Source organism: Hydrogenophaga sp. (assembly GCF_018780075.1).
Lineage (GTDB): Bacteria > Pseudomonadota > Gammaproteobacteria > Burkholderiales > Burkholderiaceae_C > Hydrogenophaga.
Genome location: NZ_JADMKB010000147.1, coordinates 1 through 22,000, shown reverse-complemented (window position 1 = coordinate 22,000; position 22,000 = coordinate 1). Strand labels below are relative to the sequence as shown.

General features: G+C 65.7%; 21 protein-coding genes and 2 tRNA genes. 11 read left to right on the top strand and 12 right to left on the bottom strand.

The window, feature by feature from the left end:
* Positions 1-15: 15 nt before the first annotated feature.
* Both IV088_RS22665 and ftsY read right to left on the bottom strand, forming a co-directional pair.
* Positions 16-297 carry a DUF2282 domain-containing protein gene (locus IV088_RS22665; protein ID WP_291106469.1) on the bottom strand — a complete coding sequence of 94 codons (282 nt, stop codon included), beginning with the start codon at positions 295-297 and terminating at the stop codon, positions 16-18.
* Between the two features lie 390 nt (positions 298-687).
* Positions 688-1,710 (bottom strand): signal recognition particle-docking protein FtsY, encoded by a 1,023-nt coding sequence (gene ftsY, locus IV088_RS22660; RefSeq protein WP_291106467.1) that lies wholly within the window; start codon positions 1,708-1,710, stop codon positions 688-690.
* A 98-nt stretch (positions 1,711-1,808) separates the two neighbouring features.
* On the opposite strand from ftsY, the gene IV088_RS22655 reads away from it, so the two are divergent.
* The 5 genes from IV088_RS22655 (at position 1,809) to IV088_RS22635 (ending at position 6,159) form a co-directional block, all read left to right on the top strand.
* Positions 1,809-3,176 (top strand): pitrilysin family protein, encoded by a 1,368-nt coding sequence (locus IV088_RS22655; RefSeq protein ID WP_291106566.1) that lies wholly within the window; start codon positions 1,809-1,811, stop codon positions 3,174-3,176.
* 8 nt (positions 3,177-3,184) lie between these two features.
* Positions 3,185-4,531, top strand: a complete 1,347-nt coding sequence (locus tag IV088_RS22650; protein WP_291106465.1) for a pitrilysin family protein — start codon at positions 3,185-3,187, stop codon at positions 4,529-4,531.
* Positions 4,532-4,686: 155 nt separating this feature from the next.
* A complete protein-coding gene (rsmD, locus tag IV088_RS22645; protein WP_291106463.1) occupies positions 4,687-5,289 on the top strand; it encodes a 16S rRNA (guanine(966)-N(2))-methyltransferase RsmD in 603 nt (200 codons plus the stop codon).
* A 23-nt stretch (positions 5,290-5,312) separates the two neighbouring features.
* Complete coding sequence (coaD, locus tag IV088_RS22640) at positions 5,313-5,831, top strand: pantetheine-phosphate adenylyltransferase (protein ID WP_291106461.1); 519 nt, start codon at positions 5,313-5,315, stop codon at positions 5,829-5,831.
* 10 nt (positions 5,832-5,841) lie between these two features.
* Complete coding sequence (locus IV088_RS22635; protein ID WP_291106459.1) at positions 5,842-6,159, top strand: YfhL family 4Fe-4S dicluster ferredoxin; 318 nt, start codon at positions 5,842-5,844, stop codon at positions 6,157-6,159.
* Here IV088_RS22635 and pth read toward each other — a convergent pair.
* The 7 genes from pth to IV088_RS22600 form a co-directional block, all read right to left on the bottom strand.
* Positions 6,090-6,779 carry an aminoacyl-tRNA hydrolase gene (pth, locus tag IV088_RS22630; RefSeq protein WP_291106457.1) on the bottom strand — a complete coding sequence of 230 codons (690 nt, stop codon included), beginning with the start codon at positions 6,777-6,779 and terminating at the stop codon, positions 6,090-6,092. The genes IV088_RS22635 and pth overlap by 70 nt on opposite strands.
* Before the next feature lie 78 nt (positions 6,780-6,857).
* A complete protein-coding gene (locus IV088_RS22625; protein WP_291106455.1) occupies positions 6,858-7,484 on the bottom strand; it encodes a 50S ribosomal protein L25/general stress protein Ctc in 627 nt (208 codons plus the stop codon).
* A gap of 103 nt (positions 7,485-7,587) precedes the next feature.
* A complete protein-coding gene (locus tag IV088_RS22620) occupies positions 7,588-8,562 on the bottom strand; it encodes a ribose-phosphate pyrophosphokinase (protein WP_077332296.1) in 975 nt (324 codons plus the stop codon).
* A 78-nt stretch (positions 8,563-8,640) separates the two neighbouring features.
* Positions 8,641-8,717: transfer RNA gene (locus IV088_RS22615), tRNA-Gln, on the bottom strand.
* 93 nt (positions 8,718-8,810) lie between these two features.
* Positions 8,811-9,689: a 4-(cytidine 5'-diphospho)-2-C-methyl-D-erythritol kinase gene (gene ispE / locus IV088_RS22610; RefSeq protein ID WP_291106564.1), complete on the bottom strand. Its 879-nt coding sequence runs from the start codon at positions 9,687-9,689 to the stop codon at positions 8,811-8,813.
* Between the two features lie 17 nt (positions 9,690-9,706).
* A complete protein-coding gene (locus IV088_RS22605; protein ID WP_291106452.1) occupies positions 9,707-10,219 on the bottom strand; it encodes a lipoprotein insertase outer membrane protein LolB in 513 nt (170 codons plus the stop codon).
* On the bottom strand, positions 10,216-12,012 hold the full coding sequence (locus tag IV088_RS22600) for a tetratricopeptide repeat protein (RefSeq protein WP_291106450.1): 1,797 nt from the start codon (positions 12,010-12,012) through the stop codon (positions 10,216-10,218). The genes IV088_RS22605 and IV088_RS22600 overlap by 4 nt, the downstream gene beginning before the upstream one ends.
* A 91-nt stretch (positions 12,013-12,103) precedes the next feature.
* On the opposite strand from IV088_RS22600, the gene mutM reads away from it, so the two are divergent.
* From mutM to mutY, 3 genes are read left to right on the top strand one after another with little or no spacing between them, the layout of a single operon-like run.
* The gene (gene mutM, locus IV088_RS22595; protein WP_291106448.1) at positions 12,104-12,919 is read left to right on the top strand and encodes a bifunctional DNA-formamidopyrimidine glycosylase/DNA-(apurinic or apyrimidinic site) lyase; all 816 of its coding nucleotides are present in this window, start codon (positions 12,104-12,106) and stop codon (positions 12,917-12,919) included.
* Positions 12,920-12,969: 50 nt separating this feature from the next.
* The gene (locus tag IV088_RS22590) at positions 12,970-14,913 is read left to right on the top strand and encodes a dynamin family protein (protein WP_291106446.1); all 1,944 of its coding nucleotides are present in this window, start codon (positions 12,970-12,972) and stop codon (positions 14,911-14,913) included.
* Positions 14,910-15,980: an A/G-specific adenine glycosylase gene (gene mutY, locus IV088_RS22585; RefSeq protein ID WP_291106444.1), complete on the top strand. Its 1,071-nt coding sequence runs from the start codon at positions 14,910-14,912 to the stop codon at positions 15,978-15,980. The genes IV088_RS22590 and mutY overlap by 4 nt, the downstream gene beginning before the upstream one ends.
* A gap of 3 nt (positions 15,981-15,983) precedes the next feature.
* Here the strand turns inward: mutY and rapZ are convergent, their stop codons facing one another.
* Genes rapZ through IV088_RS22570 form a run of 3 tightly spaced genes read right to left on the bottom strand, consistent with a single transcriptional unit; the run spans position 15,984 to position 19,499 of the window.
* Positions 15,984-16,925 (bottom strand): RNase adapter RapZ, encoded by a 942-nt coding sequence (gene rapZ, locus IV088_RS22580; RefSeq protein WP_291106442.1) that lies wholly within the window; start codon positions 16,923-16,925, stop codon positions 15,984-15,986.
* The gene (gene recN, locus IV088_RS22575) at positions 16,922-18,565 is read right to left on the bottom strand and encodes a DNA repair protein RecN (protein ID WP_291106441.1); all 1,644 of its coding nucleotides are present in this window, start codon (positions 18,563-18,565) and stop codon (positions 16,922-16,924) included. Before recN ends, rapZ begins: the two co-directional genes overlap by 4 nt.
* A 49-nt stretch (positions 18,566-18,614) precedes the next feature.
* Positions 18,615-19,499, bottom strand: a complete 885-nt coding sequence (locus tag IV088_RS22570) for an NAD kinase (RefSeq protein WP_236966323.1) — start codon at positions 19,497-19,499, stop codon at positions 18,615-18,617.
* A 127-nt stretch (positions 19,500-19,626) separates the two neighbouring features.
* Between IV088_RS22570 and hrcA the strand changes: the two genes are divergently transcribed.
* From hrcA to radC, 3 genes are all read left to right on the top strand, one after another.
* Complete coding sequence (gene hrcA / locus IV088_RS22565; RefSeq protein ID WP_291106439.1) at positions 19,627-20,649, top strand: heat-inducible transcriptional repressor HrcA; 1,023 nt, start codon at positions 19,627-19,629, stop codon at positions 20,647-20,649.
* Between the two features lie 35 nt (positions 20,650-20,684).
* Positions 20,685-20,761, top strand: a tRNA-Ile gene (locus IV088_RS22560).
* Between the two features lie 535 nt (positions 20,762-21,296).
* Positions 21,297-21,833, top strand: a complete 537-nt coding sequence (gene radC / locus IV088_RS22555; protein WP_291106437.1) for a DNA repair protein RadC — start codon at positions 21,297-21,299, stop codon at positions 21,831-21,833.
* The last annotated feature ends 167 nt before the right edge of the window (positions 21,834-22,000 follow it).

The window sequence follows — 22,000 nt, the reverse complement described above, 5'->3', positions numbered from 1 at the left end:
ACAAAGCGGCGCAGATCAGGATGTCTTCATGCCCATCTTGGCTTCGTCCATGCTCATGCCGTTCATGGTCTTGCAGGTGCCGGCCGCGACGTACTTCCATTCGCCTTTTTCGTTGTCCACCTTGGCCTGGCCGGCACACGAATGCGAGCCCGAGAGGTTGGCGCAGTCGTTCTGGCCGGCCTTGGCGATGCCGAAGCATTTTTCCTTGGCGGCGTTCTGCGCCATCACGGGCGAAGACAGCAGGGCGAGGGACATCAGCGAGGTGGCGGCGGCGGTGATCATGGTGCGTTGGTTCATTTCAGTGGCTCCTGTTGAGGTGGGTTGAAACCACCGGTCTGCGACGGCAGTGCCTGGCGGTTGAAGGTGGGTCTGGCCAGGGGCGCGCTTCTTACAGCGGCATTCAAAAAATGATGACCGGTGTCGCTGCCGTTCGGCGGTGCGGGCTCGGGCCGCTGCCGGAACGTGCCCACGGCCGGGTGACCCGGTTCCCGCTGTGGGTGATCGGCCGCTCGCACGCCACCCCGTCCTGTCGCCTGGAGCCAGGTTCGTGTTGGTCTGCGTGTGAATGACAGGCTTCGAGCGCCATGCGGAGGCGGTGGCCCGGGGCCTGAGCCGACGACCCGAAGGCGCCATGTTGCCCCGCGCGGGTGTGGCGTGCACGAGAGGGCCGCCCGGGCCCGGCCGGTGTCAGCTCAGCAAGGCCTGCGCAAATTCCTTCGCGTCGAAGGTCTCGAGGTCTTCGAGCTTTTCACCGACGCCGATGAAATAGATCGGCACCGGCTTCTCGCGCGCGATGGCGCAGACCACGCCACCCTTGGCCGTGCCGTCGAGCTTGGTGATGATCAGGCCGGTCAGGCCCAGCGCCTCGTCAAACGCCTTCACCTGTGTCAGCGCGTTCTGCCCGGTGTTGCCGTCGATCACCAGCAGCACCTCGTGCGGCGCGGTGCCATCGGCCTTCTGCACCACGCGTTTGATCTTCTTGAGTTCTTCCATCAGGTGCAGCTGGGTCGGCAGGCGGCCGGCCGTGTCCACCAGCACCACGTCCTTGCCGCGCGCCTTGCCGGCGCTCACGGCGTCAAAACTCACGGCGGCTGGGTCGCCGCCTTCCTGCGTGATGATTTCCACCGTGTTGCGGTCGGCCCAGACGGCGAGCTGCTCCCGGGCGGCGGCCCGGAAGGTGTCGGCCGCGGCCAGCAGCACCGTGGCGCCTTCGTTGGCGAGGTGGCGCGTGAGCTTGCCGATGGAGGTGGTCTTGCCCGCGCCGTTGACGCCCGCGACCATGATCACCGTGGGCTTGTGTTCGCCGATCACCAGCGGCTTCTGCAGCGGCGCGAGCAGGTCGGCAATGGCCTCGGCCAGCAGGCCTTTCACGGCGGCCGGGTCGGTGGTCTTGCTCTCTTTCACGCGGCGCTTCAGATCGGCCAGCAGGTGTTCGGTCGCCTTGACGCCGGTGTCGGCCATCAGCAGCGCGGTTTCCAGCTCTTCATAGAGCGCGTCGTCGATCTGCGTGCCGGTGAAGACGGTGGCGATGCTGGAGCCGGTCTTGCGCAGGCCGGCTTTGAGCTTGTCTAGCCAGCCCTTGCGAGGTGCCGCGACCGGCTCGGGCGCCGCAGGCGCCGCCACCGGGGCGGCGACAGGTGCCGCGGGCGCAGATGCGGGTGCGGCGGTGGGGGCGGGCGCGGGGGATTTTTTTCGGAAGAACGAGAACATGTTTCAATCTTTGGAGTCCACCACATTCTATGAAACGCCTCTTGCCCACCCTCTCGACCTGGTTCCGTGCTGTTTGGATCGTTGGCATTGCTGCCTGGATGGGGTGGGGCCCGGCGGTGGCGGCGCCCGCCGCGGAGCAGGCGCAATCCTTCACGCTGTCCAACGGCATGACCCTGATCGTCAAGCCCGACCGGCGGGCACCGACGGTGGTGCACATGCTGTGGGTGCGCGTGGGGTCCATGGACGAGGTGGACGGCACCACGGGCGTGGCCCATGCGCTGGAACACATGATGTTCAAGGGCACGCCCAGCCTGAAGCCCGGGGAGTTTTCGCGCCGCGTGGCCGCGCTGGGCGGGCGCGAGAACGCCTTCACCAGCCGCGACAACACGGCCTACCACCAGCAGGTGCCGGCACAGCACCTGGAGGCGGTGATGCGCCTGGAGGCCGACCGTTTTGCCCACAACCGCTGGGAAGACGACGAGTTCAAGCGCGAGATCGAAGTCATCAAGGAAGAGCGGCGCCAGCGCACCGAGGAGTCGCCGCGCGGCCGCATGTTCGAGGCCTTCAACGCCATGTCCTACCTCGCCAGCCCTTACCGGCGGCCGGTGATCGGCTGGATGAGCGATCTCGACGCAATGACGCCGCAGGATGTGCGCGACTTCCACCAGCGCTGGTACGTGCCCGGCAACGCGGCGGTGGTGATCGTGGGTGACGTCGACGTGGCGCAGGTGCGTGCCCAGGCCGAGACGATTTACGGGGGCATCGCCGCCCGCCCGGTGCCTTCGCGCAAGCCGCGCCTGGAGCCCGAGCAGGTGGGCCCCCGCCGCATGGAGTACCGCGCGGCGACCGAGCAGGCCCTGGTCGCGCTGGCGTACCCGGTGCCCGGCCTGCGGGACCCGCTGGCGCAGGACCCGGCGAGCCAGGATGCGTTGGCGCTGGCGGTGCTGTCCGCCGTGCTCGACGGCTACGGCGGCGCTCGGATGGACCGGGCCCTGGTGCAGGGTGAAAAGGGACCGCGCGTGGCCGACAGCGCCAGTGCGTCGTACGGCCTGCTGGGGCGCGGCCCGGCGCAGTTCTCTCTCACCGCCGTGCCCGCGGCGGGCGTGAGCGCCGACACGGCGATCCAGGCCCTGCAGGCGGAGGTGGCGCGCGTGGCCCGCGACGGCATCAGCGACACCGAGCTGCGGCGGGTCAAGACCCAGTGGGCGGCCGGCGAGATCTACAAGCTCGACTCGGTCGTCAACCAGGCGCAGGAGCTCGGCACCTACTGGGTCAACGGCATGGACATCCAGAGCGGTGAACGCCTGATGGCGCAGCTGCGTGCGGTCACGGCCGAGCAGGTGCGCTCTGTGGCCCAGCGCCACTTTTCGGACGACCGCCTGAGCACGGCGGTGCTCGTGCCCGATCCCACGCGCCGCACGCCCGCGGCACCCGTCGGCCCGCGCCCGGTGTTGGGACGGCATTGAAAGTGACCATGTTGCACACCTCTCTTGCGGCCAGCGTTCGCTGGTTTCTTGTGGTCCTCGGGGGGCTCGCCGTGGCGTTGCCCGCCCAGGCGGCCATCCCCATCCAGCACTGGACGCACGCCAGCGGTGCTCGTGTCTACCTCGTGGCCAGCCCCGCGATCCCCATGCTCGACGTGCAGATCGACATGGACGGCGGGTCCCTGCGCGACCCGCCGTCCCGGGCAGGACTGGCCAGTGCCACGGCGTCGCTGATGTCCGCCGGTGTGGCGGCGCACCAGGGCCAGCCCGCGCTCGACGAGAACCAGCTGAGCGAGGCCTGGGTGGACCTGGGCGCCCAGATGGGGGCGCAGGCCGGTGGAGACCGGCTCAGCGTGTCGCTGCGCAGCCTGACCGAGCCCGACCTGCTGGAGGGCGCGGTGGCGCTTGCGGCCCGGCAACTGGCCGCGCCGGCCTGGCCCGACGCCATCTGGCAGCGCGAACGCCAGCGCTGGCTGGCTTCGATGAAGGAGGCCGAAACGCGCCCGGGCACGCACGCGGGTCGCGCTTTTTCGCAGGCGGTGTACCGGGATCACCCCTACGGTCGCGAAGTCACCGCCACCACCGTGGGCACGATCACCGTGGATCACATGCGCGCCTTCTACCGGCGCCATGCCGCCGCCTGCCGGGCGCAGGTCAGCCTGGTCGGGGCCATCGACCGCGCGACCGCCGAGCGCATCGTGGACCGGTTCATGGCGGCGCTCGCGACCAACGGCTGCGAACCGCTGTCCAGGGTGACGCCAGTGGTGCCGCTGGCGCAAGCCGTGGAGCGGCGGCTGCCCTTCGACGCCGCACAGGCCCAGGTGCTGGTGGGACAACCCGGCCACCGCCGCAATGATCCCGACTTCTTCCCGCTGTTTGTGGGCAACTACATCCTGGGTGGTGGCGGTTTCGTCTCGCGCCTGACGACCGAGGTGCGCGAGAAACGGGGCTTGAGCTACAGCGCCTACAGCTACTTTTCACCGGGCCTGCACGGGGGCACCTTTCAGGTCGGGTTGACCACGCGACCCGACCAGGCCGAGCAGGCGCTGGGGGTGGCCCGTGAGGTGGTGAAGCGTTTCGTCGACGAAGGACCGACCGACGCCGAACTGCAGGCCGCCAAGGACTACCTCGTCAACGGTTTTGCGTTGCGCATCGACAGCAACCGCAAGCTGCTGGACAACGTGGCCAACATCGCCTGGAACGGTCTGCCGCTGGACTACCTGGATACCTGGACCGCGCGCGTCCAGTCGGTGACCGTGGCCGACATCCGCCGGGCATTCGCCCGCGTGCTGCAGCCAGACCGGATGGTGACGGTGGTCGTGGGCGGAGCGCGATAGCCCCCTGCCGCACTGCGCGCGACCCCTTCAAGGGGCGGCGGCCTGGCAAGCAGCCGGTGCCGCCGCATCCTGGGCCGGCGCATTTCGCTCCGGATGATGACCATACCCGCCGCGCATCGAGTGTCCGCACCACACCGGCTTGTTAAGCTCAGGGCATGAAAAAACCCGCTCCCCGCCCCACGGTCAACGCCCCCCACGAGGTCCGCATCATTGGTGGCCTCTGGAAGCGGAGCAAGCTGCCGGTGGCCGACCGGCCCGGTTTGCGGCCCACACCGGCGCGGGTGCGTGAGACGCTGTTCAACTGGCTGGGGCAGGACTTGCGCGGTTTCCGGTGTCTCGACGCCTTTGCGGGCACCGGCGCGCTCGGTCTGGAGGCCGCTTCGCGCGGGGCGACCGAGGTGGTGCTGGTGGAGCAGGACCCGGTGCTGGCGCGTGGGCTCAACGCGGTCCGGGAACGGCTCAAGGCCGACACGGTGCGCGTGGAGCGGGGCGACGGCGTCGCGGCCTTGCTGCAACGCCGTGGACAAGGGCTGGACCTGGTGTTTCTCGATCCGCCGTTCGGCGAGGGCAATGCCGAGCTGTACCTCTCGGCGCTGCGTGCGGCGCGTCAGTGTGTCCGTGATGAAGGCTTCATCTACCTTGAAGCGCCGCGCGCATGGAGCGGCGACGAACTGGCCCAACTGGGCTTGCAGGTGCACCGGGAAGGCCAGGCGGGTGCGGTGGCCTTTCACCTGCTGCGGTTGTTGCCCGCGCAGTGAGAGCGCTCGCGCATAATTCCGCCATGAACGCCGACGCTTCCCGCACCGCGCGCTCACCGCGTGTGGCGGTGTACAGCGGCACTTTCGATCCCTGGACCCTGGGCCACGACGATGTGGCTCGCCGCGCCGCGCAACTGTTTGACGAAGTGATCGTCGCGGTGGCCATGGCGCACCACAAGAAGACCCGTTTCAGCCTGCAGGAGCGCATGGACCTGGTGGCCGACGCGGGCGCCGCGATGCCCGGCCGGGTGCGGGTCTTGCCCTTTGACGGCCTGATCATGGACTTCTGCCGCCAGCAGGGCGCCCATGCGGTGGTGCGTGGCATCCGCAACATGACCGATTTCGACTATGAGGCACAGATGGCCGCGATGAACCGCAAGCTGTACCCGGCGGTGGAGACCGTCTTCCTGCTGCCACAGGCCGAACTGCAATGCATCTCAAGCACGCTGGTGCGCGAGATTGCGATGCTCGGTGGTGACGTGTCGCAGATGGTCAGCCCCGCCGTGGCGCAACGCCTCCAACCGCAGCCCCTGCAGGCATGAAGGTGACCCCATGGCCCTGATGATCACCGACGAGTGCATCAATTGCGATGTCTGCGAACCCGAGTGCCCGAACCAGGCGATCTACATGGGCGCAGACATTTACGAGATCGACCCGGACAAATGCACCGAGTGTGTCGGGCATTTCGATGAGCCACAGTGCATGCAGGTGTGTCCCGTCGATTGCATCCCCATCCATCCGGACCACGTCGAGACCCGCGAGACGCTCTGGCAAAAGTACCAGCGACTGACGAAGGCCGGTCAGCCCTTGACGTCGTCGGACGAGGTGCCCGTTTCGATGCTTCCTTCTGCCACCCCGACGGGGGGCTGAGCGTTCGTGCCGTCGGCCTTGAGCGGCCTCGGCGGCTTCGGGCGTGGGGGCTTGCTGGTGTGGATCAGGGCCGTCGCCTTGTCCATCTCTCCTGCGATCAGCTGAGGCAGCGCCTTGAGGGTCCGGTCCAGCGTTTGTGCAATGGCGATGCGGTCGTCGGGCGAGGGTTTTTTCAGCACCCAGTTGGCCACTTCGTTTTTGTTGCCCGGATGGCCGATGCCCACCCGCAAGCGCCAGTAGTCGGCGCTGCCGAGCTGGGCATGGATGTCGCGCAGGCCGTTGTGGCCGGCATGGCCTCCGCCCTTCTTGAGCTTGGCCTCACCAGGCGGCAGATCGAGCTCGTCATGAACCACCAACACCTCTTCCGGCGCGATCTTGAAGAAGCGGGCAACCGAAGCCACCGATTTGCCCGAGAGGTTCATGAAGGTCTGCGGCTCGACCAGCCAGACGCTCTGTCCACCGACACTGGCCCGCGCAACCAGACCAAAGTGGCCGCGCTCCATTTGCAAAGGCACTTTCAGCAAGCGGGCGGCTTCGTCCACCCACCAGAAGCCTGCGTTGTGGCGCGTGTGTTCGTATTCAGGGCCGGGGTTGCCGAGACCCGCGATGAGCTTGATCATGGGTGGATTATCTCAAGGGCTGAAATGAAAACGGCCCGCCGAAGCGAGCCGTTTTGAGCAGCGAGAAGAGCGTGGTGCTTACTTCTTGCCCTTGCCCTTCTTCTTGTCGTCGACGGCTGCAACCACGGGAGCGGCAACCACTTCGGCAATCGGAGCCACCATGGTGGCCAGGGTCAGGTTGCTGCGGCCGTGCAGAACCAGCTTGATGCCCTTGGGCAGCTCGAGGTCACCGGTGTGGATGGCAGCGCCCGTCGTGGCTTTGCTCAGGTCCACCGTGATGTGTTCGGGCAGCTGGGTGGCCAGGCACTCGATTTCGATCTCGGTCATGACGTGGCTGACCACGCACTTGTCGACCTTGACCGCGGGCGACTCTTCGGCACCCACGAAGTGCAGCGGCACCTTCTTGTGCAGGCGGGTCTTGTCGTCCACGCGCTGGAAGTCGATGTGAAGGACTTGCGGCTTGTAGGGGTGGTACTGCACGTCGCGCAGCAACACCTTCTGGACCTTGCCAGCGAGTTCCATGTCGAGGATGGAGGCGTGGAAGGACTCTTTCTTCAGCGCGTGCCACAGGGCGTTGTGATCGAGTTCGATCATCTCGGCCTTGGCTTCACCACCAAAAACGATACCGGGCGCGCGACCGGTGATGCGCAGACGGCGGCTCGCACCCGTACCCTGCTTGGCGCGCTCAAAAGCGACAAATTGCATGACTGACTCCTGTTGAGGGGTTCCGCGACCAGAACGCCTCGGGTTGAAAAAGGCCGCCTGCTTTCAATGCGCAGGGCGGCCCGCTTTTTGTTGCGTTCAGGCCTTAGAAAAGGTTGTCCTGATCGGCAAACAAACTCATGACCGACTCACCCGAGGCAATGCGCGCGATGGTTTCGGCCATCAGCGGTGCCACGGAGAGCTGGCGGATCTTGGCGCAGGCCTGGGCGGCTTGCGACAGGGGAATGGTGTTGGTCACGACCACTTCGTCGAGTGCGTTGCCTTTGGCAATGCGCTCGATGGCCGGGCCAGAGAAGATCGGGTGCGTGCAGTAGGCGTAAACACTCTTGGCGCCACGTTCTTTCAGCACTTCGGCGGCTTTCACGAGCGTGCCGGCGGTGTCGATCATGTCGTCCATGATCACGCAGTTGCGGCCTTCGATGTCGCCGATCACGTGCATCACTTCGGAGACGTTGGCCTTGGGGCGGCGCTTGTCGATGATGGCCATGTCGCAGTTCAGCTGCTTGGCCAGTGCGCGCGCGCGTACCACGCCGCCCACGTCGGGAGAAACGACCAGCAAGTCGGTGTAGTTCTTGGCGCGCAGGTCGCCGAGCAGCACGGGAGAGGCGTAGATGTTGTCGACCGGAATGTCGAAGAACCCCTGGATCTGGTCGGCGTGCAAGTCCATGGTCAGGACGCGATCGACGCCAACCGCCTGCAGCATGTTGGCGACCACCTTGGCCGTGATCGGTACGCGGCTAGAGCGTGGGCGACGGTCCTGGCGGGCGTAGCCGAAGTAGGGGATCACGGCCGAAATGCGCGAGGCCGAAGCGCGTTTGAGCGCATCAACCATGATGATGAGCTCCATCAGGTTCTCATTGGTCGGCGCACAGGTGGACTGGATCACGAACACTTCACGGGTGCGCACGTTTTGCGTGATTTCAACCGTGACTTCACCATCGGAGAATCGGCCCACATTGGCGGAGCCGAGCTGCGTGCCCAGGTGCTGCGCAATTTCCGCGGCCAGCACGGGATTGGCATTGCCGGTGAAGATCATGAAATCCGGGGGCTGAACTTGCATGGTATTCCCAGCTGTATCAACGGCCAGGGCGCTGGCCGTGCAGCGGCATCGCCGCTGCGTGTGTTTCATGAAAAATGGTGGCAGGGGAGGAAGGACTCGAACCCTCGCATGCTGGAATCAAAATCCAGTGCCTTTACCAACTTGGCGACTCCCCTACTCAGGACCCCTGTGCAGCTTGCGCTGGACAGACGACCCAAAAAATGTCGCAGGTTGCGCATTCACTGACCGGGCTGGTGCGCGCTCCGATTCTAATCGGTGCACCAGTCAAGCAATGGATGTGCATCCATGTTGTTGCATTCGTGGACCACCCAGTCATCCGGCGCACCGGACAGATCCACTGACTGCAACATTTGCGCAAACACCGCGGTGCCCGATCCGGTCATTCTGCCTCGCAGGTCGCGAGCCGAAAGCCAATCCAAGCACTCCACCACATCGGGGCACAAGGCCTCAGCGACGGGTTGCAGATCGTTGTGACCGAACGCCAGGAGTTCCTGGAGATCGCAAGTCAACAATCCCTGTGTGTTGTTTGCAGCAAAGCCTTGGATTGTAGCAGTTTTTGTGGCCCGTTGCAGATTCGGCGCACTGAAAATGGCTTGGGTGGAGGCTCCGGTCGCCGGTTTGACCACGACGAAGCGGGCTGGTGGCAAAGAGATGGGGGTCAATTGTTCTCCCACGCCCTCGACCCAGGCGTTTCTGCCACCAATGAAAAAAGGCACATCGGCGCCCAGACGAAGGCCGATGGCGGCCAGCTCGGCGCGCTTCAAACCCAGGCCCCACAGGCGGTTGAGCGCGATCAGGCAGGTGGCCGCATTGGACGAGCCGCCGCCCATGCCCGCCTCGGCCGGAATGCGTTTGTCGAGCCGGATGTGCGCACCCATGTCGCAGCCAGTGGCTTGTTGCAAAGCCCTCGCGGCCCTCAGACACAGGTCTTCGGGGGGCAGTTTGCCGGGCTGCATGTCCTCGCGACTCAAGCCCCCTTCGGGGCGCAGATCGAAGTGCAGGGTGTCGCACCAGTCAATCAGCATGAACACCGACTGCAACAGGTGGTAGCCGTCGGGGCGCTGGCCCGTGACGTGGAGAAACAGATTGAGCTTCGCGGGCGCGGCAACGTTCAGCAATTGCCGCAAGGGTGCCTGGGGCAAGGTCATGGTTGGAGCACGATGCGCAACTCGGCTGTCGGGAGCGGCTGCGTTCGCCTGGCGACGATGCGCCCGGAGGCTTGGCGGGAGAGGTCTGCCTGCCAGCCGTTGATCTCAGCACCGTGTCCGCGCAGCCAGGCGAACAGGGCGGCCACAGGCAACGCTTGGCCGCCCAACTCGGTGGTCAGGGTGTCCAGCGTCGGGCGCCGGGTGATTGTGTCGCCTTGGAGCAGCTCCGCACCTTCGGGTGTCCAGCGAACGGTGGCCAGCGCGGTGCCCAGGGGTGAGTTGAGCTGCAGCTCACCCGTCTGGGGCGTTCCACGGAGATCAAAACCCGCCGAAAACGACTGGGGTGGATCGCTGTCAACGGTGAGGGCCAGGCGGCCGCTCCAGTACGGTGCTCCATCGATCAGCGTGGTCGGTGCGGGAGTGGCACACGCGGCGAGCAGCAAGGCGGCGCCACACGCACCCACAGCGCTTCCGCGCCGCAGGGCGCGCCATACGGTCGCCAGAATCATGGTTTGACGCGCAAGCGCTGCAGGGTGCTTTGCAAGGTTTCGTTGTCGCTGGCGAGCAGCAGGCCTTCCCGCCAGATCTTGAGTGCTTCGTCGCGTTGCCCCTGTGCCCACAGCACCTCACCCAGATGGGCGGCGATCTCGGCGTCCGGCCGCTTCGTGTAGGCGTCCCGCAAGATCGCTGTAGCGCGACCGGTGTTCCCCATGCGGAACTCGACCCATCCCAGGCTGTCCTGGATGTAGGGGTCATCGGGTGCCAACGCCACGGCCTTTTCGATCAACTGTTTCGCCTCGGGCAGTCGCAGGCTGCGGTCGGCCAGCGAATAGCCCAGTGCGTTGTAGGCGTGGTGGTGCTCGGGTTTGATCGCAATCACCTGGCGAAAGAGCCGCTCCATCGAATCGATCTGGTTGATCTTCTCGGCCATCATGGCTTGGTCGTAGATCAGGTCGCTGTCCTGGGGAAAGCGGGTCACGGCCTCGTCGTAGACCTCGTAGGCCTTTTGCCATTCTTTGAAGTCACGCAACAACTGAGCTTCGGCCACGAATTTCAGCCGTGCATCTTCGGGTCGGCGTTCGGTGTGGTTGCGCAACAGTGCCCGCGCCTTCGCCATTTGCCCCTGGTGCGCCAGCAGCGAGGCTCTGCGCATCTGGGCCGCCATGATGTCGTCGGCGTTTTCGATGCGATCCAGCCAGGCGTTGGCGGCGGCGAAATCCTTCTTCTTCTCAGCGATCTGGGCCATGAGCAAGTAGGCCTGGGTCAGGCCCCGCGCGGCGCGCTCGTCGCCCGCCTGTCGGGCCAGGCCCATGTAGGTCTGCAGCGACTGTGTGGCGGCCGGCAGGCGGTTGCCCTGCACCTGCAGCGTGGCCAGCAGCAGCCAGGGCTCCATGACCTCGGGCTGCAGGCGGGTCAGTCGGTCCAGTTGAACCAGGGCCTCGGCATTGCGCTGCAGGTCAAACAGGATGCGCGCATAGGCCATGGCCACAATGGGCGGACCACCTGCGGTGGGCGGGCTCGCTGTGAGCTGTCCGCTCACGACGGCCTCGGCAGCGCTCTGGCCGCGCTCCATCAGCTCCAGCGCGAGCAGTGCCGGAAAGGGAGAAGCGGGTTCGGCGGCATGTCCGCTGCGCGCAGAGGTCAGGGCTTGAGGCAACTGGTTGTCTGCGAGTTCCATGAACCCGATCGTTGTCCAGGCGGCCGCCGAATGGGCCGGTGATTTCAATGAGGGCGCCAGGGCTTCACGAACCACCTGCAATGCCAACGCCTTGTCTGGCACCCGGGAATAAATTTGCGGGATGCCGTTGATGGCATCGTTGCGACTCGCGGCGGGGGCCCTCTCGACCAGCTTGCGCAGCACCGGCCCGGTTTCGGACACCCGATTGAGCGCCAGCAGAATTTGAAGCTCAAAGCGATCAGCATCGGTCGATGCGGGAATCGCCTGGGACCAGGCCCGGGCGGCGGCCAGAGCGGCTTCGCCCGAGCGCGCCTCCAGCGCAATGTCCACGGCGCGCCGGTACAGCAGCGGGTCTTCTTGCCTTCTCGCCGCGTCCAGGATCAGCGAATACGCCGCGCCCGCTTCCCCGGCCGCCACGTTGAGCTCGCCCAGCAGCAATTGGTAAAACAAAGGTGCGTTGAGAGCGGAGTTGTTCACCGGGGCCTCGGACGACGTCTCGGGCTTGTCTTGGGCCAGCACCATCAGCGGCGAACCCAGCAAGCTGAGGCACAGCAGGCCACTCAAGGCCATCCAGTGGGCACGGCGCTGGTGGCCGCGCTGGCCGGGGTTTTGCAGGGTGTTCATCGGTTCATGATAATGGAACGGCGGTGTCCGACAGGGAGTGAGTCACTTGCTGCCGTCAGCGTTCCGATGGTCTCGAAAAAATAGTTGTTCCATGCCCGAATTGCCCGAAGTTGAAGTCACGCGCCGCAGCTTTGCCGACCGCATCGCTGGCGCGAAAGTGCTGGGCGTGGCAATGGGGAAGCCTTTGCGTTGGCCGCTGGGCTGTGAGCCATCGACCCTGGTCGGGCGCGAAGTGAAAACCGTCGGCCGACGGGGCAAGTACCTTGTGGTCGAGTTGGATCAGGGCCTGCTGCTGTTGCACCTGGGCATGTCGGGCAGCCTTCAGTTTGCCTCCAGCCTGCCCGAGCGTGGTGTACACGATCACTTTGAATGCCAAACCAGTCGCGGCCTGCTGCGCTTGCACGATCCTCGGCGTTTCGGGGCCGTGGTTTTCGCGGATTCGGTGGACGACCCCCGCGCCCGAAAGCTGCTGGACAGGCTGGGGGTGGAGCCGTTGGAACCCGGGTTTGATCCGCGGTCTTTCCACCAGGCGCTGCGACAGCGCCGCGCCAGCATCAAACAGGTGCTGCTGGCGGGGGACATCGTGGTGGGGGTGGGCAACATTTACGCCTCGGAGGCGCTGTTCTTCGCCGGCATCCGCCCCACACTGCGGGCCGATCGGCTCAGTGGTCCCCGGGCAGCCCTTCTGCACGGTGCGGTGATCACCGTGTTGCAGCGGGCGCTGGCCCTGGGTGGCAGCACACTGCGCGACTTTTCCAGTGCCGACGGGCAGAGTGGCTACTTTCAGCTCGATGCCATGGTGTATGGCCGCGAGGGGCTGCCTTGCCGCGTTTGCGCCACGCCGATCCGGCAACTCAAGCAGGGGCAGCGATCCAGCTTTTTCTGCCCGAGTTGCCAGAAGGCCTGAGGGCCTGAGGGCGCGATGCTATATTGGTTCCAAACATACCCCACCGGCACATGAGCTTCAATCAGGAATTTGACGAGCACGGCGCCTGGCGCAAGCAGTTTGCGCTGCGGCTCAAGCTGATGTCCGAATGGCTCAGCGACCACGATCTGCTGGAGGCGGGGGTTCGCGAGCGGCTGGACCAGCTGCACGCTCAGGTCAAGAACGACAAGATCATGGTGGCCTTCGTCGCCGAGTTCTCGCGGGGCAAGTCCGAGCTGATCAACGCGGTGTTTTTTGCCGGCTACGGACGTCGCATCATGCCCGCGAGCGCCGGTCGAACCACCATGTGTCCCACCGAGTTGGGGTACGACGCCGAGATCCCCCCGTGTTTGAGGCTGTTGCCCATTGAAACCAGGCTGCAATCCAAGTCGCTGCTGGATTGGCGCAACTCGACCGCCAAGTGGGAGCGGGTGGATCTGGATGTCAACGATCCCCAGCAGCTCGCGCGGGCCATCCAGAAGGTGGCCGAGGTGCGCCGCGTCAGCCGATCTGAGGCGGCCGCGCTCGGTTTCTGGAACGACGAGTTGCCTGACGACAACCCACCGGTGGGCGCGGACGGTCTGGTGGAGGTGCCCAAGTGGCGCCACGCGCTGATCAACATGGCCCATCCCCTGCTCAAGCAGGGCCTGGTGATTCTGGACACGCCAGGACTGAACGCCATCGGTGCCGAGCCGGAACTCACGGTGAGCCTGTTGCCGCAGGCGCACGCGGTGGTGTTCATTCTGGCGGCCGACACGGGTGTGACCAAGTCCGATCTGGCGATCTGGCGCCAGCACATCACCGGGCTGGCCGATGGCCAAGCCACCCGCCTGGTGGTGCTCAACAAGATCGACACCATGTGGGACGCGCTGAGCTCACCCGAACAGGTGCAGTTGCAGGTCGCTTCGCAGCGCACGGACTCCGCCGATGTGCTGGGCCTGTCGCCACGGCAGGTGATCGCGGTGTCGGCGCAAAAGGGCTTGCTGGCGAAGGTCAGCCGCGACGACAAACTGTTGCAGGCCAGCAACTTGATGGAGCTGGAGGCTGCGCTGGGCAGTGACATCCTGGGACAGCGCCGCCAGATTCTGGGTGCAGCGGTGGCCTCAGGCGTGCAGGCACTGCGCCAGGAAACCGGTCGCCTTGTGCACACCCGGGCGCGCGATCTGGTGGAGCAGGTTCAGGAGCTGGAAGGCCTTCGCGGCAAGAACACGGGTGTGATCAAGCAGATGCGTCTGCGCATCGAGCAGGAGCAGGCCGATTTCGACGCCAGCGGAGCCAAGATTCAGGCCGTGCGATCGGTGCATCTGCGGCTGCTCAAAGACCTGTTTGCCCTGCTTGGCACCACGCAGCTGAAGACGCATGTGAGCGCGCTGGGGCGTGCGCTCAAGCAGCCGGGCATCAAACTGGGGGTGCGGCGGGCCTATGGCAATACCTTCGAGCACCTGCGCTCCGACCTGTTGCGCGCCGATCAGTTGGCAACCGAGATTCAGTCCATGCTGGAGGGCAGTTTCAAGAACCTGAACGCCGAGTACGGATTTTCGCTCCAGCCGCCCACACCGCCGCAACTGACCCAGTACCTCAAGGACCTGGAGTTGATTGAAAAGAGTCACCTGCAGTACCTGAGCCTGGGCAATGCGCTGCGCCTGGCGCAGCCGGAGTTTGCCGAGCGCCTGGCGCGAGCGCTGATGAGCCGCCTGCGGGTGGTGTACGAGACGGCGGTCAACTCGGTGGAGCTCTGGAACAAATCGGCCGCCGCCCAACTGGACGCCCAGCTGCGCGAGCGCCGCCGCAATTTCAGCCGCCGCATCGAGGCGGTGTCGCGCATCCAGCAGGCCGCGAGCGGCCTGGATGACCGCATTCGCGAGCTTCAGTCGCAGCAGGCCCAGCTCAATCTGGTGGACGCCAAGCTGGCCGAACTCACCGGCCAGCTGCTGGCCGCACCCGAAGACGTCTCCGCCGAAGCCGTCACGGCATGACCCCGGGCGCTGAAGGGGCTGCCGGCTTTGCCCCGGCGCTGATCCGTTGGCAACGCCACAGCGGCCGGCACGGCCTGCCCTGGCAGGGTACGCGCGATCCTTACCGCGTCTGGCTGTCTGAAATCATGCTGCAGCAGACCCAGGTCAGCACCGTCCTGGGCTACTACGACCGTTTTCTGCAACGGTTCCCCGACGTCCATTCGCTCGCCGCAGCGCCCGACGACGACGTGATGGCGTTGTGGAGCGGACTGGGCTACTACAGCCGCGCGCGCAACCTGCACCGCTGCGCGCAGACCGTGGTGTCTGAACATGGCGGGGTGTTTCCGTCCAGCGCACGGGCGCTGGAGACCTTGCCCGGCATCGGTGCGTCCACCGCTGCAGCGATCGCGGCGTTTTGCCACGGTGAGCGGATTTCCATCGTGGACGGCAATGTGCGCCGCGTGCTGAGCCGCCTGCTGGCGTTTGATGGCGATCAGTCGCAGTCAGCCTCCCAGCGCGCTTTGTGGGACATGGCGCAGGCCTTGTTGCCCACCGAGCCCACCGCGGCCGACATGGTCGCCTACACGCAGGGACTGATGGATCTGGGGGCCAGCATCTGTTCTCGCACCCGTCCGGGTTGCGAGCGCTGCCCGGTGCAATCCCTGTGCCTCGCCCATTCGGCTGGCACGGTGGAGCGTTACCCGGTCAAGACACGCAAGCTGTTGCGCCGGCACGAAAGCTGGTGGCTGCTGATTTGGCGTTGCGCTTCGCCGGACGGGCAGAAGGTCTGGCTGGAGCGTCGGCCAGCGCGTGGCATCTGGGCCAGCTTGTATTGCACGCCCGTGTTTTCGAGCGAGGCACTCGCCAGCGAGTCACCGCGGCTTGCCGGTCTGGTCGTGCATGAGCTGCCGCCCATCGTGCACAGCCTCACCCACCGCGAGTTGCGTCTGCATCCTTTGCTGGTGGACGCGCCATCGGACCGGGCGATGACTGCCCACGCGGATGGGCAGTGGGTTTTGCTGGACCGGCTGGACCAGGTGGGCCTGCCGACGCCATTGCGCAGCTTGCTGCCACAATTGCCCGCCTGACGCTCAGGGGCCAGGCACGGCGGCGCGTGCCGGAGCCACCGGCCATCCGTCCACTTCCCGATGGCGCAAGCGCGTCGCCCAGGCGGAGGAAAACGCCTGGGCCAGTCGCTCCACCAGATAGACCGACCGGTGTTGCCCGCCTGTGCAGCCGATGGCCACCGTCACGTAGCTCCGGTGGTCCTCCAGCATCTGGGGCAACCAATGGCGCAGGAAGTCGCCGATCTGCAACTCCATCTGTGCCACCTCCGGGTACTCCGCCAGGTACGCGGCCACGGGTGCGTCACGTCCGGTGAGGGGGCGCAGCGCGGCTTCGTAGTGCGGGTTGGGCAGCATGCGGACATCGAACACGAAATCAGCATCCATGGGGATGCCGCGCTTGAACGCGAACGACTCGAACACCAGGGTCAGCGGCGCCTGTTGCGCACCGAGCAGTTCCTTGATGTGGCTGCGCAGGCGCGCGGGCCTGATCAGGCTGGTGTCCAGCACCAGGGCCTGCTCGCGCAACTCGGACAGCAGTTCGCGTTCGTACTCGATGGCGTCGGTCAGCGCACGGTGTTCATCGTCCGACTGTTTGAGCGAGAGCGGATGGCGTCGGCGCGTTTCGGAGAATCGGCGCACCAGGGTGTCGGTGGTGGCGTCGAGAAACACCGTGCTCAGGTGGATCTGCTGCCCGGGTTGTTTGAGGAGGTCGGCCAGGCGGGCGGGCAGTCCGGGCAGCGATGCGGCACTGCGCACGTCCATCGCAATGGCGACCTTGCTGGCACGGTGGCTTTGCTCCAGCGCGATGAAGGACGCGAGCAACTCGGGTGGCAGGTTGTCCACGCAATAGAAACCCAGGTCTTCCAGTGCGGTGAGCGCGACCGATTTCCCCGAGCCCGACATGCCGGTGATGAGCACCAGCTCGATCTCGACGGGGGGCTTGCCGGACTGGGTCGAGGTGTTCATGCGGCGAGCAGCTCGCGCGCGTGCGCCAGCGAAACTTCAGAGCGGTCGTTGCCGCCGAGCATGCGCGCGACTTCGCTCACGCGTTGTTCCTGGTCGATCACGCTGACCGTGCTGTGGGTGGTCCGACCACTCTGGCGCTTGCTCACCAACAGGTGGTGATCGCCACAGGCCGCGACCTGCGGCAGGTGGGTCACGGCGAGCACCTGGCGGTCCCGGCCAAGCTGGCGCAACAGCTGCCCCACGGTGTGTGCCACGGCACCACCGATGCCCGAGTCCACCTCGTCAAAAATCAGGGTAGGCGCCTGGCCCAGGCGGCTGGTGACCACCGAGATCGCCAGTGCGATGCGCGACAGCTCACCGCCCGAGGCAACCTTCCCCACCGGGCGCGGGCTGACGCCGGCGTGACCCGCCACGAGAAACTCCACCTGTTCCCAGCCACTCGCCTGCGGCTCGTCCAGGCGCTGCAGGGCGACCTCGAAGCGCCCCCCCTGCATGCCCAGCGTCTGCATCGCCTCGCTCACGGCTTTCGACAGTTTGGGGGCAGCCTGCTGGCGTTTTTTGCTCAGCACGCTGAGTTCCGCTTCGACGCCTTGCCAGGCCTTGCGTTCAGCGGCGTTCAGGCCGTCGAGGTCCAGCGCCTGGTCGATCTGCGCGAGTTCGGTTTTCCAGGCTGTGTGCAGCTCGGCCAGTTCTTCGGGTGGGCGCCGGTAGCGTCGGGCCAGAGACATCCACATCGACAGGCGCTGGTCCAGCGCTTCGAGGCTGGCAGGGTCCTGGTCGGCGTGGCGCGCGTACTGGTGCAAGCTGTGCACGGTGTCCTGCACCTGGGCCAGCGCAGCCTCCAGCGCTTCGACCGGCCCACCGAAGGCGGGCTCGATGTGGGCCTGTGCCTGCAACGCGCCCAGGGCACGGTGGATCAGGCTGGCGGCACTGCCGTCTTCGTCGTCCAGCGCAGTCACCGCCAGCCGTGCGGCGTCCTGAAGTCCCTGGGCATTGGCCAGGCGGCTGTGCTGTGCGTTGATGTCTTCCCATTCGCCGGCCAACGGCTGCAGTTTGTCCAGCTCGCCGATCTGCCAGGCCAGGCGCTCGCTTTCAAGCTGCAGGGTGTTCTGCCGCTCAGTGGCAGTGTCCAGGGCCTTGCGGTGCTGGCGCCAGCGGGTCCACAACGCCGAGGCGGGCGAGGTGTCGATGCCGGCGTAGGCGTCCAGCAGGCCGCGCACCGCGTCGTTGCGCGTGAGGCTTTGCCAGGCGTGCTGGCCATGGATATCGACCAGATCGTCGGCCAGTGTCTTGAGCTGCGCCATGGTGGCGGCACTGCCATTGATCCAGCCTCGGCTGCGGCCCTCGGTGTCCACGGTGCGGCGCAGCAGCAGGCTCTCGTCGCTGGAGAACCCCTGTTCTTCCAGCCAGGGCTTGATCGACACCGGCGTGTCGAATTCGGCGGCGATCTCGCAGCGGGTGGCGCCCTCGCGCACCACGCCGCTTTCGGCGCGGGCTCCCAGGGCGAGCTGCAGCGCGTCGATCAGGATGGACTTGCCCGCACCGGTTTCGCCGGTGAGCACGCAAAAGCCCTGATCAAGTTCAAGATCCAGCGACTGCACAATGACGAAGTCGCGCAAAACGATGCGTCTGAGGCTCATGGGAGGAATTGGAAACGGAGGAAACAGCGGTCGTATTCTGACCGCTATTTCACGCGCCTTCGTTCCAGTGCAGTTTCTTGCGCAGCGTGTCGAAGTAGCTCCAGCCCTGCGGGTGCAGCAGACGCAAGGTGTGCTCCGAACGCCGCACCACGATGCGGTCACCGTGCATCAGGCTGGTCAGCGACTGCATGTCGAAGTTGGCGCTGGCGTCCTTGCCTGAGACGATTTCCACCGCGACCTCACAATGCGCAGGCAGCACGATGGGACGGTTCGACAAGGTGTGCGGCGCGATCGGCGCCATTACCCAGCCGTCGATGGCCGGGTGCAGCAGCGGCCCGCCCGCGGAGAGCGCATAGGCCGTCGATCCGGTGGAGGTGGCGATGATCAGGCCATCGGCGCGCTGGTTGGCCACAAAATGGCCGTCGACTTCGACCCGCAGCTCGATCATGCTGGCGACGCCACCGCGGTTGACCACCACATCGTTGAGTGCAGTCGCCTCGAACACACAGCGACCGTCGCGCCAGACGCTGGCGGCCATCAGCGCACGCGTGTCTTCTTCGTATTCACCCCTGAGGATAGACCGCAGGTTGTCTCGGTAAGTGTCGAAAGGGATGTCGGTGATGAAGCCCAGGCGCCCCTGGTTGATGCCCACCAGGGGCACGCCGTAGCGGGCGAGTTGCCGCCCGATGCCCAGCATGGTGCCGTCGCCGCCGAGCACCAGCGCCAGATCGATGGACTGACCCATGGCTGGCACGTCCAGCGCGGGGTACTGCAGCAGGCCGGTGTTGAGCGCTGTCTCCCGCTCCAGCGACACCTCGCAGCCTTCGTCATGCAGGAAATGAGCCACTTCCTCCACCACGTCGCGCGAGCCCGGGGCCTGGTATTTGCCGACGATGGCCACGTGCGCAAAACGCAAGGTCTTTCCGTCGGGCATGGACCCGTGGCGTTGGGGGGAGGGCAGGCTCATGCACAAATTACAACATAGGGATTGGTGTGACCCGCCCACAAAAACCCTTGCACACGGACCGTCGCCACTTCGCCGGCGTCCGTAAAATGAAGGTATGTTGGATGACCGCGCCAAGTTGCTGCTCAAAGCCCTCGTCGAGCGATACATCGCCGACGGCCAGCCTGTGGGGTCGCGCACGCTGGCCAAGGCGGCCGGCATGGAGTTGTCGCCAGCGACCATCCGCAATGTGATGAGCGACCTGGAAGAACTGGGCCTGATCGCCAGCCCTCACACGTCGGCCGGTCGCATCCCGACCGCGCGCGGTTACCGCCTGTTCGTCGACACCATGCTCACGGTGCGTCGCGAAGGACTGGTCAGTGCGGACGAGATGGGGGCCACCGGCATCGAGGCCGGCGCTCAGCCACAGAGGGTCATCAGCCACGCGGCGCAGATGTTGTCCAGTCTGTCGCAGTTTGTCGGGGTGGTGATGGCACCCCGACGCACGTCGGTGTTTCGCCACATCGAGTTTTTAAGCCTGTCCGAGCGGCGCGTGCTCGTGATCCTGGTCTCGCCCGAGGGCGATGTGCAGAACCGCATCATCCACACACAGGTCAGTTTCAGTCAGTCGCAGTTGCTGGAGGCCGCCAATTTTCTCAACGCGCACTACGCGGGTCTGACCATGGAGGAAGTGCGCGCCCGCCTCAAGACGGAGGTGGATGCGCTGCGCGGTGAAATTGCCCAGCTCATGCAGGCGGCGGTCGACATCGGCACCGGGGCCGGGTCGGCGCAAGAGCACATCGTGGTGTCTGGCGAACGCAACCTGCTTTCGGTCAGCGAGTTCTCGAGCGACATGGGCCACTTGCGTCAGCTCTTCGACCTGTTTGAACAGAAGACCCAGCTGATTCGCCTGTTGGATGTGTCCACGCAAGCCGACGGCGTGCGCATCTACATCGGCGGCGAGAGCCAGGTGGTGCCGTTCCAGGAGCTGTCTGTGGTGACCGCGCCGTATGAGGTGGATGGCCAGGTTGTGGGCACGCTGGGCGTGATCGGCCCGCAACGCATGCCCTACGACCGCATGATCCAGATCGTGGATGTGACCGCCAAGCTGGTGGGCAATGCGCTGAGCCACAACAAATGAGCGGTTGGCCTGAGCCCTACAATGCGTGCCTTGCCGGGCCGTTAGCTCAGTTGGTTAGAGCAGAGGACTCATAATCCTTTGGTCGTTGGTTCAAGTCCAACACGGCCTACCAGTCATGCATGGTCTGGATTGAAAAGCCTGCTATCTTTTTTGATGGCGGGCTTTTTCATTTCTTCGCCTGTACCAGTTTGATACCAGTTCTCCAAAAATTGCTGGTGGTGTTGGCTTTTCGCATCGGATCAGATACGGCCTTGCCTTCGAGAGGCTCAACCGCCGACTTTGATCAGGTCTCCCTTTTCGAAATTGAGGCGTCTTCTTCACCTGTGCGCGTCCCGGCGTACCGCCGTCGGGCTCTGCGGGCTGCGCCCCGCGCCCCGTGCCGGGTCGCGGCCATTCGGCTTCGATCCCTGACGCCTTCGGCCGAGGGCATGCCCCCGGCCTGCGCGCTGCGCTTGCCATCCTCACGCCTGTAGGTGTGGTGGGGCTGGCTTGCTGTTCCCTTCATCCTTGCACACCGTTCTCGCCGTCAAGGTCTGCGCGCCCTGTGGGCGCTGGCGGCCGTTCGGCCGTCTTCGAACCTGTGACCGCTGCGCTGCGGCGTGCCGGTTCCGGTCTCGGGCAATCCCGCCCGATCACCGGAGTTGGTCATGCAGCACGATCTGTTCTCTTCCCTCGATTCCTTCCAGGCACTCTCGGTTGCCGCTTCCGCTTTGCTGGTGCGCGATGTCGCGGGCCAGTACCGTCCGGCCGAGGCCGACGAGGTGCTGCTGGCGGCGCAGCGGTTGCTGGCCGCCCAGGTGCGCGGCAACGACCTGATGGACTCACCCGCTGCGGTGAAGGACTTCCTGCGCGCCCGGCTGGGCCACCTGCCGCACGAGGTGTTTGCCGTGGTGCATCTGGATGCGCAGAACCGCGTGCTGGACTACGTCGAGATGTTCCGGGGCACGGTGAGCCAGACCTCGGTCTACCCGCGTGAGGTGGTGCGCGATGCGCTCCTTAGGAATAGCTGCGCCCTGGTCCTGGTGCACAACCATCCCAGCGGTGCTGCCCGTCCATCGCGTGCCGACGAGTATCTGACGCAGACGCTCAAGCAGGCAGCGGCGCTGGTCGATGTGCGGGTGCTCGACCACTTCATCGTGGCGGGCGACGCGGTGAATTCGATGGCCGAGCAAGGGCTTGTGTGAACCGTGGGGCCTTCGGCCCCAATTTCTTGTTGCTGATCAGCGCGCTGTGCGCGGTCACAGGGGAGGGCGGAGCATGGCCGGTGTTCACCGGCTGCAAATAAAGCAGCGGCCCTGTCCCGTGCCCGGGGATCGCGGTCTGGTTTCCTTCCCGCTGCGCGGGAACGAGC